At 73.9% G+C, this 17,298-nt stretch carries 15 protein-coding genes; 13 read left to right on the top strand and 2 right to left on the bottom strand.

Annotated elements, in window-relative coordinates:
- The first annotated feature begins 35 nt into the window (after positions 1 to 35).
- The 3 genes from rpsI to ABFT23_RS19745 all read left to right on the top strand — a co-directional run bounded on the left by rpsI (position 36) and on the right by ABFT23_RS19745 (position 2,633).
- The gene (gene rpsI / locus ABFT23_RS19735; protein ID WP_347898309.1) at positions 36 to 545 is read left to right on the top strand and encodes a 30S ribosomal protein S9; all 510 of its coding nucleotides are present in this window, start codon (positions 36 to 38) and stop codon (positions 543 to 545) included.
- A gap of 91 nt (positions 546 to 636) precedes the next feature.
- The gene (gene glmM / locus ABFT23_RS19740; RefSeq protein ID WP_347898311.1) at positions 637 to 2,007 is read left to right on the top strand and encodes a phosphoglucosamine mutase; all 1,371 of its coding nucleotides are present in this window, start codon (positions 637 to 639) and stop codon (positions 2,005 to 2,007) included.
- A 50-nt stretch (positions 2,008 to 2,057) separates the two neighbouring features.
- A complete protein-coding gene (locus ABFT23_RS19745; protein ID WP_347898313.1) occupies positions 2,058 to 2,633 on the top strand; it encodes an FKBP-type peptidyl-prolyl cis-trans isomerase in 576 nt (191 codons plus the stop codon).
- A 6-nt stretch (positions 2,634 to 2,639) separates the two neighbouring features.
- Here ABFT23_RS19745 and ABFT23_RS19750 read toward each other — a convergent pair whose 3' ends face one another.
- Together ABFT23_RS19750 and coaA are read right to left on the bottom strand one after the other, a co-directional pair.
- Entirely contained in the window at positions 2,640 to 4,721 is a 2,082-nt protein-coding gene (locus ABFT23_RS19750) for a hypothetical protein (protein ID WP_347898314.1), read from the bottom strand.
- 71 nt (positions 4,722 to 4,792) lie between these two features.
- Complete coding sequence (gene coaA / locus ABFT23_RS19755) at positions 4,793 to 5,785, bottom strand: type I pantothenate kinase (protein ID WP_347898316.1); 993 nt, start codon at positions 5,783 to 5,785, stop codon at positions 4,793 to 4,795.
- A gap of 110 nt (positions 5,786 to 5,895) precedes the next feature.
- Here coaA and ABFT23_RS19760 point away from each other — a divergent pair, with 110 nt between their 5' ends.
- The 10 genes from ABFT23_RS19760 (at position 5,896) to ABFT23_RS19805 (ending at position 17,288) form a co-directional block, all read left to right on the top strand.
- Positions 5,896 to 6,354 carry an RDD family protein gene (locus ABFT23_RS19760; protein WP_347898318.1) on the top strand — a complete coding sequence of 153 codons (459 nt, stop codon included), beginning with the start codon at positions 5,896 to 5,898 and terminating at the stop codon, positions 6,352 to 6,354.
- A 44-nt stretch (positions 6,355 to 6,398) separates the two neighbouring features.
- Positions 6,399 to 8,255, top strand: a complete 1,857-nt coding sequence (gene glmS, locus ABFT23_RS19765; protein ID WP_347898320.1) for a glutamine--fructose-6-phosphate transaminase (isomerizing) — start codon at positions 6,399 to 6,401, stop codon at positions 8,253 to 8,255.
- A gap of 9 nt (positions 8,256 to 8,264) precedes the next feature.
- Complete coding sequence (locus ABFT23_RS19770) at positions 8,265 to 8,618, top strand: holo-ACP synthase (protein WP_347898322.1); 354 nt, start codon at positions 8,265 to 8,267, stop codon at positions 8,616 to 8,618.
- A gap of 112 nt (positions 8,619 to 8,730) precedes the next feature.
- A complete protein-coding gene (locus tag ABFT23_RS19775; protein WP_347898324.1) occupies positions 8,731 to 11,544 on the top strand; it encodes an amidase family protein in 2,814 nt (937 codons plus the stop codon).
- Positions 11,545 to 11,618: 74 nt separating this feature from the next.
- Positions 11,619 to 13,022 (top strand): bifunctional ADP-dependent NAD(P)H-hydrate dehydratase/NAD(P)H-hydrate epimerase, encoded by a 1,404-nt coding sequence (locus ABFT23_RS19780; RefSeq protein WP_347898326.1) that lies wholly within the window; start codon positions 11,619 to 11,621, stop codon positions 13,020 to 13,022.
- On the top strand, positions 13,019 to 14,149 hold the full coding sequence (gene alr / locus ABFT23_RS19785) for an alanine racemase (RefSeq protein WP_347898327.1): 1,131 nt from the start codon (positions 13,019 to 13,021) through the stop codon (positions 14,147 to 14,149). The genes ABFT23_RS19780 and alr overlap by 4 nt, the downstream gene beginning before the upstream one ends.
- A complete protein-coding gene (locus tag ABFT23_RS19790; protein WP_347898329.1) occupies positions 14,146 to 15,216 on the top strand; it encodes an alpha/beta fold hydrolase in 1,071 nt (356 codons plus the stop codon). Before alr ends, ABFT23_RS19790 begins: the two co-directional genes overlap by 4 nt.
- Positions 15,213 to 16,133: a tRNA (adenosine(37)-N6)-threonylcarbamoyltransferase complex ATPase subunit type 1 TsaE gene (gene tsaE / locus ABFT23_RS19795; protein ID WP_347898331.1), complete on the top strand. Its 921-nt coding sequence runs from the start codon at positions 15,213 to 15,215 to the stop codon at positions 16,131 to 16,133. Before ABFT23_RS19790 ends, tsaE begins: the two co-directional genes overlap by 4 nt.
- A 67-nt stretch (positions 16,134 to 16,200) precedes the next feature.
- The gene (gene tsaB / locus ABFT23_RS19800) at positions 16,201 to 16,842 is read left to right on the top strand and encodes a tRNA (adenosine(37)-N6)-threonylcarbamoyltransferase complex dimerization subunit type 1 TsaB (protein WP_347898332.1); all 642 of its coding nucleotides are present in this window, start codon (positions 16,201 to 16,203) and stop codon (positions 16,840 to 16,842) included.
- Entirely contained in the window at positions 16,839 to 17,288 is a 450-nt protein-coding gene (locus tag ABFT23_RS19805) for a GNAT family N-acetyltransferase (protein ID WP_347898334.1), read from the top strand. The genes tsaB and ABFT23_RS19805 overlap by 4 nt, the downstream gene beginning before the upstream one ends.
- The last annotated feature ends 10 nt before the right edge of the window (positions 17,289 to 17,298 follow it).

The following is a 17,298-nucleotide window of genomic DNA, read 5'->3' on the forward strand; positions in this document are numbered from 1 at the left end:
ACGATCTTCCACCGAGACTGAGCAGGTAAGCACCCATGTCTGAGAACACTCCTTCTGTCGACGAGGTCGAGGAGACCTTCGACACCGACGAGCAGGGCGTGGCCTACACGTCCGAGTCGGCCCCGTCCGCCGACACCCCGGCCCGCCCGGCCACCATCGCCCCCGCCGCGGCCACCGGTCGCCGCAAGGAGGCCGTGGCCCGCGTCCGCATCGTGCCCGGCACCGGCGTGTGGCGCGTCAACGGCCGCGCCCTCGACAGCTACTTCCCGAACAAGCTGCACCAGCAGGTCGTCAACGAGCCCTTCGCCGCGCTGCAGCTCGAGGGCCGCTTCGACGTCATCGCCCGCATCCACGGTGGCGGCATCACCGGCCAGGCCGGCGCGTTGCGCCTCGGCGTGGCCCGCTGCCTCAACGAGATCGACGTCGAGACCAACCGCCCGACGCTGAAGAAGGCCGGGCTGCTCACGCGCGACGCCCGCGTCATCGAGCGCAAGAAGGCCGGTCTCAAGAAGGCCCGCAAGGCGCCGCAGTTCAGCAAGCGCTGATCCAGCTGCACCGTCCGATGGTCGGCGGCCCGCACCGGGCCGCCGACCATCGGCGTATCCGGGCACGTCCGCTTCACCACCGGGAGGTTTGATGCCCCGCATCTTCGGCACCGACGGCGTCCGCGGCCTCGCCAACGGCACGCTCACGGCCGAGCTCGCGCTCGACCTCGGCGTCGCGGCCGCGCGCGTGCTGGTCGACCACGGCGAGTACTCCCGCCAGCGACCGCTCGCCGTCGTGGGTCGCGACACCCGCATCTCCGGGCAGTTCCTCGAGCACGCCGTCGTCGCCGGCCTCGCGGCCTCCGGCGTCGACGTCTACCGCCTGCGGGTGCTGCCCACGCCGGGCGTCGCCTACTTCACCGACGCCCTCGACGCCGACATCGGCGTCGTCATCAGTGCGAGCCACAACGCCATGCCCGACAACGGGATCAAGTTCCTCGCCCGCGGCGGCGTCAAGCTCGACGACGCCCTCGAGCGCGAGATCGAGGAGCACGTCGGCGAGGACTGGCAGCGACCGACCGGCGCCGACGTCGGCCGGGTGCGCCCCTACCAGCCGACGGTCGAGGAGTACGCCGCCCACCTCGTGCGCACCCTCGACGGACCGCTCGACGAGCGTCTCCCCGACCGCACCTCCGGCCCGTTGCGCGTCGTCCTCGACTGCGCGCACGGCGCGGCCAGCGAGGTCGGCCCGCGGGCGTTCCTCGACGCCGGCGTCGAGGTCGTGACCATCGGGGCCGAGCCCGACGGCCTCAACATCAACGACGGCTACGGCTCCACGCACCTCGAGCGGCTCCAGCGCGCCGTCGTCGACCACGGCGCCCACGCCGGCTTCGCCGTCGACGGCGACGCCGACCGCTGCCTCGCCGTCGACGCCACCGGCGCGGTCGTCGACGGCGATCAGATCCTGGCCGTCCTCGCCCTCGCGATGCGCGACGCCGGCCGGCTCGTCGACGACACCGTCGTCGCGACGGTGATGAGCAACCTCGGCTTCGTGCAGGCCCTCACCGCCGCCGGCATCACCGTGCGCCAGACCGCCGTGGGCGACCGCTACGTGCTCGAGGACATGCGCGCCGGGGGCTACAACCTCGGCGGCGAGCAGTCCGGCCACGTGATCATGCGCGACCACGCCACCACCGGCGACGGCCTGCTGACCGCCCTCCACGTGCTGCAGCGCATGGTCACCACCGGCCGGTCGCTGCGCGACCTCGCCTCGGTGATGACCCGTCTGCCGCAGGTGCTCGTCAACGTGCCCGACGTCGACAAGGACCGCTGCGACGACCCGGGCCTGCTCGAGGCCGTCGAGGCCGAGAAGGCGCTGCTCGGCACGACCGGCCGGGTGCTGCTGCGCCCCTCGGGCACCGAGGCCCTGGTCCGGGTCATGGTCGAGGCCCCCACGTCGCAGCTCGCCCACGACGTCGCCGACCGGCTGGCCGGCGTCGTCCGCACCCGGCTCGCGCTCTGAACCGTCCCCGTGCCGTCTCGGCCACCTCGGCCACCTCGAGAGGAACCCGCATGTCCCTGATCCAGCTCACCCGTCGCGTCGGCCTGGTCGCCGCGGCCGCCAGCCTGACCGTCGTCCTCGCCGCGTGCGGCGACGACGAGGACACCGAGGCCACCGACCCGTCGTCCGACACCCCGGCCGAGACCTCGGACAGCAGCGCCGACGGACCGACGCCGGTCGCGCCGTGGGCGCCGATCATCGAGACCGACGACGCCGACAGCGTCACGGGCCTCGACTTCACCGACACCCCCGAGCCCGGCACCGAGCTCGAGGTGGCCACGGTGACCGAGGGCGACGGCCCCGAGGTCGAGGTCGGGCAGACGCTGAGCGTCAACTACTTCGGCTCGGTCTACCAGGGCGAGCAGCCCTTCGACGAGAGCTACAGCCGAGGGACGCCGGTGGAGTTCCCCATCGGCGTCGGCCAGCTGATCCCCGGGTGGGACCAGGGCATCCCCGGGGTGAAGGTGGGCAGCCGGATCATCATGTCGATCCCGTCCGACCTCGGCTACGGCGACGCGGGCTCGCCGCCCACGATCCCCGGCGGCGCGACCCTGTTCTTCGTCATCGACGTGCTCGACGCGAGCTGACCGGACCTACGCCGTCCAGGCGACCCGGGTCACGACGACCCGGGCCCGCTTGCCCAGCCGGAGTTCGAGCCTGCGGGCCGGCCCGACCGGCAGCAGCAGCGTCCTGCTGACCGTCTTTCCTCTGCGCACCTGGACGGTCCGGGTGCCCCTGCCCGCCGAGACGCCGAGGCGCGTGCTGCCGGAGGCCTTCGAGACCGTCACCTCGACGATCACCTGCCGGGCCGCGGGGGAGAGCCGGAGCGAGGCAGCCTTGCGTCCCTTGAAGGTCGCGGAGAGCAGCCGGGCCGGCGCCGGGTAGGTGCACGCCGGAGTGCCCACCGCGATGCCGCGCAGCCCCACGGTGGTCGTCGTCGACGACAGGACGACGCCGGGGACGACCGAGCACGCGAACCCGCCGGAGATGCGGCCGGCCTGGAGCACGACGACGCGGTGGCCCGGTGCGAAGCGCGTCGCCCCCCGGGCCAGGAGTCGGCCGCCGAGCCGCGCCTCGCCGGTGACGACGAGGCGGCTGGGGGCGACGGTGCCACTGCCGGAGGCCGGCAGGGTCGGACGGTAGGCGCCGCTGCCGCGGTAGTCGCCCTTGACCGTGAGCACGCCGACCGGCATCACCGACGCCGCGCCGACGGCGTAGTCGCCGGTGATCGTGCCGGTGCCGGTGATGCGGGCGTCGGCGGTGAGCGTGCTGACCGGCAGGTCCCAGGTGGTGGGTCCGGCGTGCAGCACCTCGCCCGACCCGCTGAGGGCGAACCACTTGACCTCGGCCGGGGCGCTGGAGCCACCGCCGACGCGCAGCCGCCCGCCGGGGTCGAGGACCACCTGACCGGGACTGGTGCAGCAGCCGCCTGCGCTCAGCGAGGCGCCGCCCTGCACGGTCAGCTGCCCGCCGTCGAGCACCGTGAGCCGAGTGCGGCTGTCGACCCGCAGCGTGGACGTCGGCACCACCGTCAGCGGCCCGCCGCGCAGGTACAGCGCGCCGTGCTGCCCGGCGACGGCGGGGTCCCACGCGGCCAGGCGCGACGTCGTCCCGGCGACGGTGGACGCGGTCACCCCGGGGTCGAGGGTCAGTCTGCCGCGGAGCGCGGCTCCCGCGAGCTGCAACCGGCCCTCGCCGGCCAGGCGGCCGGTCCCGGAGGTGGTGGCGGACGGTCCGAGCCGCAACGTGGTTCCCTGCGAGAGCACCAGCACGCCGCCGGGACTGAGGAACTTCATCGTGCCGTCGGGCGCGAGTGGGGCGTCGGGCCGGAAGTTGCCGCCGTCGGTCTCGGCGACCTCGAGCACCCCACCGCCTTGCAGGACGACGCCGCCGGAGGTCTGGTTGACGGCGTTGCTGCCCACCCGCACGGGCCCGCCGACCAGCCGGAGGGTGACGCCCGGGTCGACGTCGACCCCGCCGGCGTGGTCGAGGCCGAGCTGCTCGAGCCGCGTGGTCTGGCCGGTGGTGCCGGTGACGTCGAGCCGTCCGTCGACCGTGATGGTCGACGTCGGGTCGGTGCAGCAACGGTTGGCGAGCAGGTAGGCGCCGCCGTCGAGGCCGAGCGTGCCGCTGGGGGTGACCCGCACGTTGCTGTCGAACATGAGCTGGACCCACGGCCCGGTGCCCGCGGCGGCGCCGGGCAGCACGTCGACGGCGCTGCTCACCGTCAGCGTGCGCGTGCCGCCGCCGAAGCGCAGGGGCGACCCGCTCGGCGAGATGACCGACGCGTCGGTACCACTCGGCGCGGCGACGACGAGGTCGACGTCGATCGTGCCGCCCGTCCAGTCGAGCTCGTCGACGGTGAGGGTGCCCGGACCGCCCACCACCAACCCGCTGGTGGTGGGGGAGCCGACGGTGAGCGAGGTCAGCGTGAGGGTCGGGACGTCGGTGATGTTGCGCGCCACCGGTCCGACCACCACCACGCTGTCGTCGGTGCCGGGGACGCCCGCCGGCGACCAGTTCGCAGCCTCATGCCACGACGTGCTCGACGCGCCGGTCCAGGTGTAGGTCGTCGCGGCTCGCGCCGGAGCCGGCGTCGCGACCGCGGCCAGTGCGGGCACGACGAGGGTCAGGGCGAGCAGGACACGCAGGCGCGGGGTCGCGGGCACAGTCACCGCCACAGCCTCCGCCGCCGGCGCCTCGATCGCGTCAGGGTCGGACCCCTACGTTTGCCGACCGCTGGTGCTCAGAGCTTGCGCAGGCGCACGTAGCGCACCGAGTGGTCGCGGTCCTTGCGGAGCACGAGGGTCGCGCGTGAGCGGGTCGGCAGCACGTTCTGGGTGAGGTTGGGCCCGTTGATCGCGTCCCAGATGCGGCCCGCCTCGGCGACCGCCTCGTCGCGGGAGAGAGCGGCGTACTTGGCGAAGTAGGACTCGGGGTCGCGGAACGCGGTCTCGCGCAGGCGCAGGAACCGCTCGACGTACCAGTCGCGGACGTGGCTCGTGCCGGCATCGACGTAGACGGAGAAGTCGAAGAAGTCGCTGACCGCCAGACCGGTGCGGCCGTCGTCGCGGGTGCGGGCCGGCTGGAGGACGTTGAGGCCCTCGACGATGACGATGTCGGGCCGCTTGACCACGACCTTCTCGTCGCGCACGACGTCGTAGACGAGGTGGGAGTAGATCGGTGCCTCGACCTCGTCCTTGCCCGACTTGATGTCGACGACGAAGCGCAGCAGGGCGCGGCGGTCGTAGGACTCCGGGAACCCCTTGCGCTGCAGGAGGCCGCGGCGCTCGAGCTCGGCGTTGGGGTAGAGGAAGCCGTCGGTGGTGACCAGCGCGACGTTGGGGTGCTCGGGCCAGTGGGCCAGCATCTGCTGGAGCACGCGCGCCGTCGTCGACTTGCCCACCGCGACCGAGCCGGCCAGCCCGATGACGAACGGCGTGCGCGGGGGAGTGGGCTGGTGCAGGAAGGTCTCCTGCTCGCGGTGCAGCCGCCCGGCCGACTCGACGTAGAGGCTGAGCAGGCGCGAGAGCGGGAGGTAGACCTCCTCGACCTCCTCGATCGAGAGCTGGTCGCCGAGACCGCGCAGCGCCCGCACCTCGTCGGCGCGCAGCGGGTTCTCGACCTCGTGCGCGAGCGCCGCCCAGGCGGCCCGGTCGAGCTCGATGTAGGGCGAGGTCTCGCGGCCGGCCTCGCGCGCCAGCTCGTCAGGGCGCGATGAGCCGCCGCCATGAGACATGGCCGCGATTGTTGCAGCCCGTCCCGCGGACGTGGTGACGGGTCCGTCGCGAGAGACGACGAGTACGTGGGGGTGATGCCGCCCGGGCCCGGCTGCTCTACAACCGTGCCATGGACGCCACCGCCACGCCCGCCGCCACGACGCCGCAGACCGACAACGCCTCGGTCGGGCTCCGGGTGGGCGGGCTCCTGCTCGACACCCTGGTCGTCGGCGTGCCGCTCGCGATCGTCATCGGCCTGCTGCTCGGCGAGGCCGAGGCCGGCAGCGACCGGGTGAGCCTCGAGCTCGGCGCCGGACCGACGCTGCTCCTCGTCGTGGCGGTGCTCGTCTACTTCTTACTCGCCGAGTCGATCGGCGGGCAGACCCTGGGCAAGAAGGTCGTCGGCACGAAGGTCGTCGCCGCCGACGGCGGCCGGGCGGGTACCGGCGCGATCGCCGTCCGGACGGCGCTGCGGATCGTCGACGGCTTCGCCTTCTACCTCGTCGGGTTCGTCGTGGCACTGGCCAGCAAGGACAACCGGCGCGTGGGCGACATGGTCGCCCGCACCCGGGTCGTGCGCTCCCGCTGAGCCCGCACCGCCGTGCGGCCGCGCGCGCCGTAGAGTGAGCGCCCATGTGCGGGATCGTCGGGTACGTGGGGCCGAAGCAGGCCCAGGACGTCGTCGTCGAGGGGCTGCGGCGCCTGGAGTACCGCGGCTACGACTCGGCGGGAGTGGCCCTGGTCGCCGACGGCGAGGCGGGCGGGGTGCTGGTCGACGCCAAGAAGGCCGGCAAGCTGGCCAACCTCGAGAAGGCGATCGCCGACGACCCGCTGCCGCCGTCGCACACGGGCATCGGGCACACCCGCTGGGCCACCCACGGTGCACCCAACGACGTCAACGCGCACCCGCACCTCGGCCGCGAGCGCCGCGTCGCGCTCGTGCACAACGGGATCATCGAGAACTTCGCCGAGCTGCGCGCCCGGCTCGAGGCCGACGACCACGTGCTGGTCTCCGAGACCGACACCGAGGTCGTCTCGCACCTGCTCGAGCTGCAGGTCGCCTCCGGCGTCGACCTGACGACGGCGATGCAGCGCGTGTGCCAGCGGCTCGAGGGCGCCTTCACGCTCGTCGCCGTCGACGCCCACGACGCCGACCGGGTCGTCGCCGCCCGCCGCAACAGCCCGCTCGTCGTCGGCCTGGGCGAGGGCGAGAACTTCCTCGGCTCCGACGTCGCGGCCTTCATCGAGCACACCCGCGAGGCGATGGAGCTCGGCCAGGACACCGTCGTCACCATCACCCGCGACGGCGTCGCCGTCACCGACTTCGCCGGCGTGGCGGTCGAGGGCACGCGCTACCACGTCGACTGGGACCTCTCGGCCGCCGAGAAGGACGGCCACGACTGGTTCATGCGCAAGGAGATCTTCGAGCAGCCGCACGCCGTGGCCGACTCGCTGCTCGGACGCCGGGCCCAGAACGGCCTGCTGCAGCTCGACGAGATGCGGCTCTCCGACGACGAGATCCGCGACATCGACAAGATGATCATCATCGCGGCCGGCACGTCGTTCTACGCCGGCATGGTCGCGAAGTACGCCATCGAGCACTGGACCCGCATCCCGGTCGAGGTCGAGCTGTCCAGCGAGTTCCGCTACCGCGACCCGATCCTCGACTACTCCACGCTCGTGGTTGCCATCAGCCAGTCGGGCGAGACCGCCGACACGCTGCAGGCCATCCGGCACGCCCGCACCCAGCGCTCGAAGGTGCTGGCCATCTGCAACACCAACGGCTCGACGATCCCGCGCGAGTCCGACGCCGTCATCTACACCCACGCCGGCCCCGAGATCGGCGTGGCCTCCACCAAGGGCTTCCTCACCCAGCTCGTCGCCTGCTACCTGCTCGCGCTCTACGTCGCTCAGGTCAAGGGCACCCGGTACGGCGACGAGATCGAGCAGGTGATGGAGCAGCTCGAGGCCATCCCCGACCAGATCCAGACCGTGCTCGACGGAGCCCAGCAGGTCTACGACCTCGCCCGCGCCCACGTCGGGTCGCGCTCGGTGCTGTTCCTCGGTCGCCACGCCGGCTACCCGGTCGCGCTCGAGGGGGCCCTCAAGCTCAAGGAGATCGCCTACCTGCACGCCGAGGGCTTCGCGGCCGGCGAGCTGAAGCACGGCCCGATCGCCCTGGTCGAGGAGGGGCTGCCGGTGCTGTGCGTCGTCCCGCCCCGCGGTCGCGACCAGCTGCACGAGAAGATGATCAGCGGCATCCAGGAGGTCCGTGCCCGCGGTGCGCGCACGATCTGCCTCGTCGAGGAGGGCGACACCAAGATCGAGCCCTACGCCGACGTCCTCATCCGCCTGCCGCGGGTGCCCGTGCTGCTGCAGCCGCTCGTCGCGACCGTGCCGCTGCAGCTGTTCGCCTGCGAGCTCGCCACCGCGCTCGGCCACGACGTCGACCAGCCCCGCAACCTGGCCAAGTCCGTCACGGTCGAGTAGGGCTCGTCCGTGGCGGTGATCGGGGTCGGCATCGACGTGTGCGACCTGGAGCGGTTCGCGGCGTCGATGGAGCGGACGCCGGGACTCCGCGCGCGCCTGTTCACCCCGGCCGAGGCCGTGCGCCCGCCGGCGTCGCTGGCGGCGCGGTTCGCGGCCAAGGAGGCGCTGGCCAAGGCGCTCGGGGCGCCGGGCAACCTGGCCTGGCACGACGCCGAGGTGTACTCCGAGGAGTCGGGACGGCCGCGGCTCGAGCTGCGCGGCACGGTGCGGGCGCGCGCCGACGAGCTGGGCGTCGTCCACGTGCACGTGTCGCTGTCGCACGACGCCGGCATCGCCTCGGCCGTCGTCGTGCTCGAATCGTGACCCGGCGCCGCCAGCCGTAACGCGCGAGCGCGCACGGGCGACGCCGACCCGAAACATCCCGTACCTACGTTCGCCGTCTCGGGCCACAGGGACGAACGACGAAGGGACGTGCGTGAGCACACGCAAGCAGCTGGCGGCCGCCATCGCAGGATCGGTCGCCCTGGCGACCATGGCGGTCGTCACCACACCGGCACCCACGCGGGCCGAGACCACGGGAAGCGCCGCCCGCGCCGAGGGCACCGGCGGCTTCCTGGCGCCGTACTACACCGAGGCCGACCTCACCGGCGACGACCAGGTCACCGAGGCCGACCTCGACGTGCTCGTGGCGGCCATCGGCACGACGGCGAGCGACAGCGGCTGGGGGGCGGTCGCGGCCGCCGACCTCGACGGTGACGACGCCATCACGCTCACCGACGTCGCCGCGCTCGCGCAGCGCGTCATGTACGACGACGGCGAGTTCGAGCTGATCGAGGCCTCGGCGGTCGACATGCAGAAGGCGATGAACGCCGGCGTGCTCACCTCGGTCGAGCTGACCCAGGCCTACCTCGACCGCATCGCGGCCTACGACGGCCTCGTCGACGAGGCGCACGTCCGCGCGCTCAACTCGATCATCACCACCGGTGGTCAGAAGGCGCTCGACGCCGCCGCCGAGAGCGACCGGTTGCGGGCGGCCAACGGCGGACCGCGGAGCATGCTCGACGGCATCCCGATCATCCTCAAGGACAACTACGACACGCTCGACATGCCCACCAGCGCCGGCCACGGCAGCTGGGAGACCAACCAGACCGAGACCGACGCGTTCATGGTCGCGGGCCTGCGCGACTCCGGCGCGGTGATCATGGCCAAGGCGACCCTCGACGAGTGGGCCTTCGGCTTCGCCTCGGAGTACACGACCAACCAGCCGGCGGGCACCAGCAAGCTCGTCGCCAGCCCCTACAACCTCGCCCGGACGGCGGGCGGCTCGTCCGGCGGTACCGGCGCCTCGATCTCGGCCAACCTCGGCGCGATCGGGTTCGGCACCGACACCGGTGGCTCGATCCGGGTGCCGTCGTCGTACAACCAGCTCGTCGGCATCCGCCCGACGGTCGGCCTCGCGAGCCGCGACGGCATCGTGCCGCTCGCGCTCAGCCAGGACACCGGTGGCCCGATGGCCCGCTCGGTCACCGACGCCGCCATCGCGCTGGACGCCGTGGTCGGCGTCGACGCCGCCGACACGGTGACCGCCGAGCAGGCCGGCCAGGTTCCGGAGTCGTACACCTCGTTCCTCGACCCGGGCGCCCTCGAGGGCAAGAAGTTCGGATACCTGACGTCGATGGTCCCGACGAATGCCACGACACTGCGTCTGTTCAACCAGGCCGTCGCCGACCTGACGGCCCAGGGCGCCACCGTCGAGCCGATCACGACGACCGAGCTGAACACGACGCTCAACGAGGCGAGCGGCAGCACCAACGAGTTCAAGCACGACCTCAACGGCTACATCGCCACCCACCTCGACGACGACATCGCCACGCGCGACCTCGCCACGATCATCGCGTCGGGTCGCCTCGTGCCGAGCCGCACGGGCACCTACACCTCGCGCAACGCGATCACCGAGCAGCAGTACGCCACGTGGATGGGCACGCACACGGCGGCGATCGCCAACGGCGAGACGGTGCTGACCTCCATGCTCGACACCCGGGGCTGGGACGCGCTGATCTACCCGTCGGGCAACGGCTACGGCACCCACAGCACCAACATGCGGCTGAGCCCCAACACGGGCATGCCGGCCGTCACCGTGCCCATGGGCCAGGCCAACGCCTCCGAGGCCATCCCGGGCGCCGGCGTCAACCTCGAGCTCGTCGGTCGCAACTACTCCGAGGGCGAGCTGCTCGGCATCGCCTACGCCTACGAGCAGGCGACCCGCCACCGCACCACCCCGGCGCTCTACCCGGCACTCGACCCGGCGCCGGCGCCCAAGGGCGCCGTCGTGGAGCGCGCCGCGGGCTACACCGTCACGGTGTCCGACCCCGACGTCGAGATCGGCGACGAGGTCACCGTGACCGTCGCCGCCGACGCCGCGGACGACGTCTTCACCTATGGTCTCGACCTGTCCTTCGACGCCGCCGTGCTCGACTACGTCGGCGCCACCGGCACCGACGCCATGCCCTTCGGGTCGGTCGAGCCCGGCGACGGCACGGTGCGCGTCGTCGGCTCCGAGCTCGGCACGTCCCCGTCGACGTCGGGCCCGGCCACGCTGGCCACGCTGACCTTCACCGCGAAGGCCCAGGGCAGTGGCGCCGTCTCGGCCGACGTCCTCGACCTCGTCGACACCGACCTCGAGACCACCACGGTCGACGGCGTCGGCACGGCGACCGTCGGCGTCGACCTGCTGGCCGCGCCGGTCGCGACCTCGCCGGCCGCGACCACCGGTGTCAGCCGTGTGGGGCAGGTCCTCTCCGCGGTCGCACCGACGTGGGACCTCGATGGCGTGACCACCGCCTACCGTTGGCTGCGCGACGGCAAGCCGATCCCCGGTGGGGTCGGCTCGACCTACCGGGTGATCCCGGCCGACGTGCGCGCCACGCTGACGCTGCAGGCGACCGGCACCCTCGCCGACCACGCTCCGGCGACGTCGACGTCGGTCGGTCGCCCCGTCCTGCCGGCCGTGACGACGACCCGCATCGTCGGACCGGCCAGGCCGAAGGCCGGCAAGCGGCCCCGCACCACGGTCCGGGTCGCGGCCCCCGGCGTCGTCCCGACCGGCGCGGTGAAGGTGACCTACGCCGGCCAGAGCGTCGGCGCCTCGGCGTTCCGGCTCGCCGGCGGCACGGTCTCGCTGACGCTGCCGGCCCGCAAGGCGGGCCGCTACCGGCTCGTCGTCACCTACGTGCCGACCGCGGCCTACGGTGCGAGCCGGGCGACGCGGACGGTCGTCGTCAAGCGCTGAGTCATCGGGTCCCGACAGGCTCGACCGCGGGAGCGGTCGAGCCTGTCGGGACTCCTCTCGCTACCGTCGGAGACATGCGCCAGGCCCACACCGTCGAGCAGGTCCGCGCGGCCGAGACCGCCCTCATGGCCACGCTGCCCGACGGCGTGCTGATGCAGCGCGCCGCGACCGGACTGGCCCACGCGGTGCTCGACCTGCTGACCCCCGGCACCTACGGACGGCGCGTCGTGCTGCTCGTCGGCAGCGGCGACAACGGCGGCGACGCCCTCTTCGCCGGCGCCGTGCTCGCGCGCCGCGGCCTCGCGGTCACCGCCTGGTTGCTGGCCGACCGCGTGCACGACGACGGCCTCGCCGCTCTTCGCCGCGCCGGTGGTCGCACCACCACCACACCACCGGCCACCCGGCCCGACCTCGTCGTCGACGGCATCGTCGGCATCGGCGGGCGGGCCGGCCTGCGCCCCGACGCCGTCGCCGCCCTCGAGGCGCTGCGGGGCGTCCCGCTCGTCGCGGTCGACACCCCGAGCGGGGTCGACGTCGACACCGGCGAGCTCCCCGACGACGGCCACCACGTGCGCGCCGACGTGACCGTCACCTTCGGCACCCACCAGGTCGCCCACCTCGTGGACCCCGCCGCGCGCGCGGCCGGCGTCGTCCACCTCGTCGACATCGGGCTCGGGCCGCACCTGTCCGCTCCGGCGGTCGAGGCGCTCCGGGCCGACGACGTCGCCGCACTGCTGCCGCGCCCGGCCCCCGACGCCCAGAAGTACAGCCGCGGCGTCGTCGGCGTCCGGGCCGGCTCCGAGCGCTACCCGGGAGCCGGGCTGCTCTCGGTCGCCGGCGCGAGCTGCGGGCTCGCGGGCATGGTGCGCTACGTCGGCGACGACGCCGTGCTCGCCCTCGTGCACCGCAACCACCCGGAGGTCGTCGGCGACGGCCGGGTGCAGGCCTGGGTCGTCGGCTCCGGCAGCGGCGACGGCGCCGCCGGCACCCTGGCCGCGGCCCTCGACGACGGCGTCCCGACCGTCGTCGACGCCGACGCGCTCGCCCACGCCCCGCGCGACCGCGACGACGCGATCCTCACCCCGCACGCCGGCGAGCTCGCCGCGATGCTCGACGCCGACCGTGCCGACGTCGAGGCTCGCCCGCTCGCGCACGCCCGACGGGCCGCCGACGCCTTCGGCTGCACCGTGCTGCTCAAGGGACGCCGCTCGCTCGTCGTCCACCCCGACGGCCGGGTGCGCGCCAACACGACCGGCACGTCGTGGCTGGCCACGGCGGGCGCCGGCGACGTGCTCGGCGGGGTCGTCGGCGCCCTGGCCGCCGCCGGTCTCGACCCCTTCGACGCCGCCGCGGTCGGCGCCTGGTTGCACGGGGCCGCCGCGACCCACGCCGCCCGGCGCGGACCGATCACCGCCGGCGACGTGGCCGAGGCGCTGCCGACGGTGCTCGGCGACGTGCTGCGACAATCGGCTTCGTGAGCGGACTGACCCGGGCGGAGATCGTCGTCGACCTCGACGCGATCCGCCACAACGTCCGCCTGTTGCGCGAGCTGGTCGGGGTGCCGATGATCACCGTGGTCAAGGCCGATGCCTACGGCCACGGCCTGCTGCCCGTGGCCCGGGCCGCGCGCGAGGCCGGCGCCGAGTGGCTGGCCGTCGCCACGCTCGACGAGGTGCGGTCGCTGCGCGCCGACGGCGACGAGGGCCGCCTGCTCACCTGGCTCACCGTGCCCGACGAGCAGTATGACGACGCGATCCGCGCCGACGTCGACCTCACGGCCTACACCGTCGCCGAGCTCGACGAGATCGCCGCGGCCGCCGCGTACGTGGGTGCGCCGGCGCGCGTGCAGCTCAAGGTCGACACCGGACTCCATCGCGGCGGTGCCTCGCGCGCCGACTGGCGCCCGTTCCTCGAGCGTGCCCGCGCCGGTGAGGTCGCCGGCACGTGGCGGATCACCGGCATCTGGTCGCACCTCGCCTGCGCCGACGAGCCCGACCACCCCGCCAACGACGCCCAGCAGGCCGCGTTCGACGACGCCGTCGCGATGGGCCACGACGTCGGGCTGCGCCCCGAGCTGCGTCACCTCGCCAACTCCGCCGCCGCCATCCTGCGACCTCAGGCCCGCTACGACGCCGTGCGCGTCGGGCTCGCCACCTACGGCCTCGACCCCGCCCCCGCCGTCGACCACGGCACCGACCTGCGCCCGGCCATGACCGTGCGCGCCGAGCTCGCCCTGGTCAAGCAGCTCGAGGCCGGCGACGCCGTCTCCTACGGCCACACCTGGACGGCGCCGGCACGCACCACCGTCGGGCTCGTGCCGGCCGGCTACGCCGAGGGCGTGCCGGTCGCCGGCAGCAACCGGCTCGAGGTCGCCGTGGGCGGTGTGCGCCGTCCGGTGCGCGGGCGGGTCTGCATGGACCAGGTGCTCGTCGACCTCGGCGGCGACACGCCGCCCGAGGGCACGGAGGTGGTGCTCTTCGGCCCGCCCGGCGACGGGCGCGCCACCGCCCAGGACTGGGCGCAGGCGTGCGGCACCATCAACTACGAGATCGTCACCCGGATCGGAGGACGGATGTCCCGCCGCTACACAGGAGTCCGCCCGTGAGCCGCCGACGCCGCCTGCTCGGCGCCCTCGGCGGCGCCGTCGGCCTCGCCGCGGCCGGCACCGCCGTCAACCTCCTGCGCCAGCAGCGCTCGGTCTCCGTCGACGCCGGCGAGTCGGTGCCGCTGGGCAGCCTGCGCACGCCGGGACGCACCGTCGTCGCCGACGACGGCCTGCCCCTGCACGTCGAGGTCGACGACGTCGAGGAGCGTTCGGGCCGCCGCCACGGCGTCACGCCGCCGGTCACGGTCGTGTTCATCCACGGCTACTGCCTCAACCTCGACACCTGGCACTTCCAGCGTGCCGCCTACCGCGGGCTCGTGCGCACCGTCTACTACGACCAGCGCTCCCACGGCCGCTCCGGACGCTCCGACCGCGAGCACGCCACCATCGAGCAGCTCGGCCACGATCTGCGCGCGATCATCGACCAGGTCGTGCCCGACGGGCCCGTCGTCCTCGTCGGGCACTCGATGGGCGGCATGACGATCGTCGCGCTCGCCGAGGCCTACCCCGAGCTCATCGGCACCAAGGTCATCGGCGTCGGCCTCATCTCCACCACGGCCGGTGGCCTCGACCCGAGCCGCATCCTGATCCCGCTGCTGCCCGCGCGCCTGACCAACCGGGCCACGCTGCGCGCCGTCCGGACGCTCGCCCACGGCCACGCCGCCGTCGACCAGGTGCGCCGGGTCGGTCGCTACATCGCCAACGCCGCCACCAGCCGCTTCGCCTTCGGCGGCGACGTGCCGCACTCCTACGTCTCGTTCGTCGACGACATGCTCTCCGCCACGCCGTTCGAGGTCGTCGCCGACTTCTTCCCGAGCTTCGACAGCCTCGACAAGTTCGACTTCGTCGAGGGGCTCGACGAGGTGCCGGTCTCGATCATCTGCGGCACCGCCGACAAGCTGACCTCGATCGGCCACTCCCGCAAGCTGCACGTGCGCATCCCCGGCTCGCGCCTGCTCGAGTGCGACGGCGCCGGCCACATGGTCCCCTTCGAGCGGCACGACCAGGTCAACGCCGAGCTCGACCAGCTGATCACCGCGGCCACCACCCGCGCCGCCACCCGGTGAGCGCCTCGCTGTCGGTCCGCCGCGTCGGACCCGAGTCCGCGGCCGTCGTCCTGGCGATCGTGCAGGAGGCCTTCGGCAGCCGTCCGCCACTCGACCCGCCGGCCGACGCGATGAGCGAGACCGTGGCCTCCATCGCCACCCGGCTCGCCCTGGGTGGCGGCCTCGTCGCGCGTGTCGACGGCGAGCCGGTCGGCGCGCTGTTGCTCGACGCCGTCGGCGACGCCGTCTACCTGCGCCGCTTCGGCGTGCTGCCGGCGGCGCAGGGCCACGGCGTCGCGGGCGCGATGATCCAGGCCGCGACCGAGGCGGCGCTCGCGATGGGCCGCTATGCCTGGCTGCGTGTCGTCGCCCGCGAGGAGCTGCCGCGCACGATCGCGTTCTGGGCCCGGCGTGGCTTCGTGCAGACCGATCGCCGCTCGCCCTACGTCGAGCTCGTGCGGCCGGTGCCCGCCGTCCACGAGGTGCCGACGGCCGAGGACATGCGGGCCCTCGGCGCGCGCATCGCCCAGGAGCTGCGCGCCGGCGACCTCGTCGTCCTCACCGGCGACCTCGGCGCCGGCAAGACCACGTTCACCCAGGGCCTCGGGCAGGCCCTCGGCGTCGAGGGCTCGGTGACGTCGCCGACCTTCGTCATCGCCCGCGAGCACGCCTCGACCCATGGCGGTCCCGAGCTCGTGCACGTCGACGCCTACCGCCTCGGCGGCGCCGCCGAGCTCGACGACCTCGACCTCGACACCACCCTCGACGCCGCCGTCACCGTCGTCGAGTGGGGCGAGGGGGTCGCCGAGGACCTCGCCGAGTCGCGCCTCCAGGTCCGCATCACCCGCTCGGCCACCCCGCCGTCCGGCCCCGACGACGAGGTCGACCCGCGCCTGGTCGAGATCCTCCGCCTCGGCCCCCGCTGGGCCAGGGCCTGACCGACAGTCGTGGACGTTCCGCACCGGCGTCGTCGGTGTGCAGAACGTCCACGACTATCCTCGGCGGGTGCTGCTCGCCTTCGACACCGCCTCGCCCCAGGTCACCGTCGCCCTCCTCGACGACGACGGCGCGGTGGTCGCCGAGCGGGTCTCGGAGGAGACGATGCGCCACGGCGAGCAGCTCGCGCCGCTGGTCGAGGCGGTGCTCTCCGACGCCGGCGCGACGCGCCGCGACCTCACGGCCGTGGCCGTCGGGGCCGGGCCGGGGCCGTTCACCGGCCTGCGGGTCGGGCTGGTCACGGCGCGCACGTTCGGCTTCGTGCTCGACGTCCCGGTCTACGGGGTGTGCAGCCTCGACGCGCTGGCGCTCGAGGCCGTCGAGACCGGCGCCGTCTCGACGCCGTTCGTCGTCGCCACCGACGCCCGTCGCAAGGAGGTCTACCTGGCCACCTACGACGCCGACGGGCAGCGACTGGAGGGCCCCGCGGTCGACAAGCCGGCCGACGTCGCTACCGACGTCCCGGTGGTGGGGGAGGGAGCGGTGCTCTACCCCGAGGCGTTCCCGCAGCGTGTCGGGCCGGTCCGTCCGAGCGCCGGCTGGCTGGGCCGTGCCGTCGTCGAGGAGCGGGTCGAGCTGCTCGACCCCGAGCCGCTCTACCTGCGTCGTCCCGACGCCGAGGTGCCGGGCCCGCGCAAGCCGGTGTCGTGATCCGCGAGGCCGGCCCCGACGACGCCGACGCGCTCGCCCGGCTCGAGGAGGAGAACCTCGGCGTCGACGCGTGGTCGTCGACGCTGGTCGCCGCCGGTGTGAGCGGCGAGGTGCCCACGGTGACCTGGTTCGTCGCCGAGCCGGACGACGCCGCCGGCGGTCCGGCCGGCTACGCGGTCGTCAGCCTGGCGGGCGAGGTGGCCGAGCTGCAGCGCATCGCCGTGACCCCGGCACGGCGCCGCACGGGCCTGGCCCGGGCGCTGGTCGACGTGGTGGTCGCCGCGGCGCGGGCCGGCGGGGCCGAGCGCGTGCTGCTCGAGGTGCGCGAGCACAACGAAGCCGCGCTGGCGTTGTACGCCGAGCGCGGCTTCGTCGAGATCGCCCGCCGCCGCCGCTACTACCGCGACGGCGAGACGGCCGTGGTCATGAGCCTCGGGCTCACCTGAGGTCGGACGA

It is taken from the genome of Nocardioides secundeburneus (assembly GCF_039939255.1).
Taxonomy (GTDB): Bacteria; Actinomycetota; Actinomycetes; order Propionibacteriales; family Nocardioidaceae; genus Nocardioides.

Coding starts and splice junctions, on each gene's coding strand:
- rpsI (WP_347898309.1), top strand. CDS start 36: ATGTCTGAGAACACTCCTTCTGTCGACGAGGTCGAGGAGACCTTCGAC.
- ABFT23_RS19745 (WP_347898313.1), top strand. CDS start 2,058: ATGTCCCTGATCCAGCTCACCCGTCGCGTCGGCCTGGTCGCCGCGGCC.
- glmM (WP_347898311.1), top strand. CDS start 637: ATGCCCCGCATCTTCGGCACCGACGGCGTCCGCGGCCTCGCCAACGGC.
- glmS (WP_347898320.1), top strand. CDS start 6,399: ATGTGCGGGATCGTCGGGTACGTGGGGCCGAAGCAGGCCCAGGACGTC.
- ABFT23_RS19780 (WP_347898326.1), top strand. CDS start 11,619: ATGCGCCAGGCCCACACCGTCGAGCAGGTCCGCGCGGCCGAGACCGCC.
- coaA (WP_347898316.1), bottom strand. CDS start 5,785: ATGTCTCATGGCGGCGGCTCATCGCGCCCTGACGAGCTGGCGCGCGAG.
- ABFT23_RS19760 (WP_347898318.1), top strand. CDS start 5,896: ATGGACGCCACCGCCACGCCCGCCGCCACGACGCCGCAGACCGACAAC.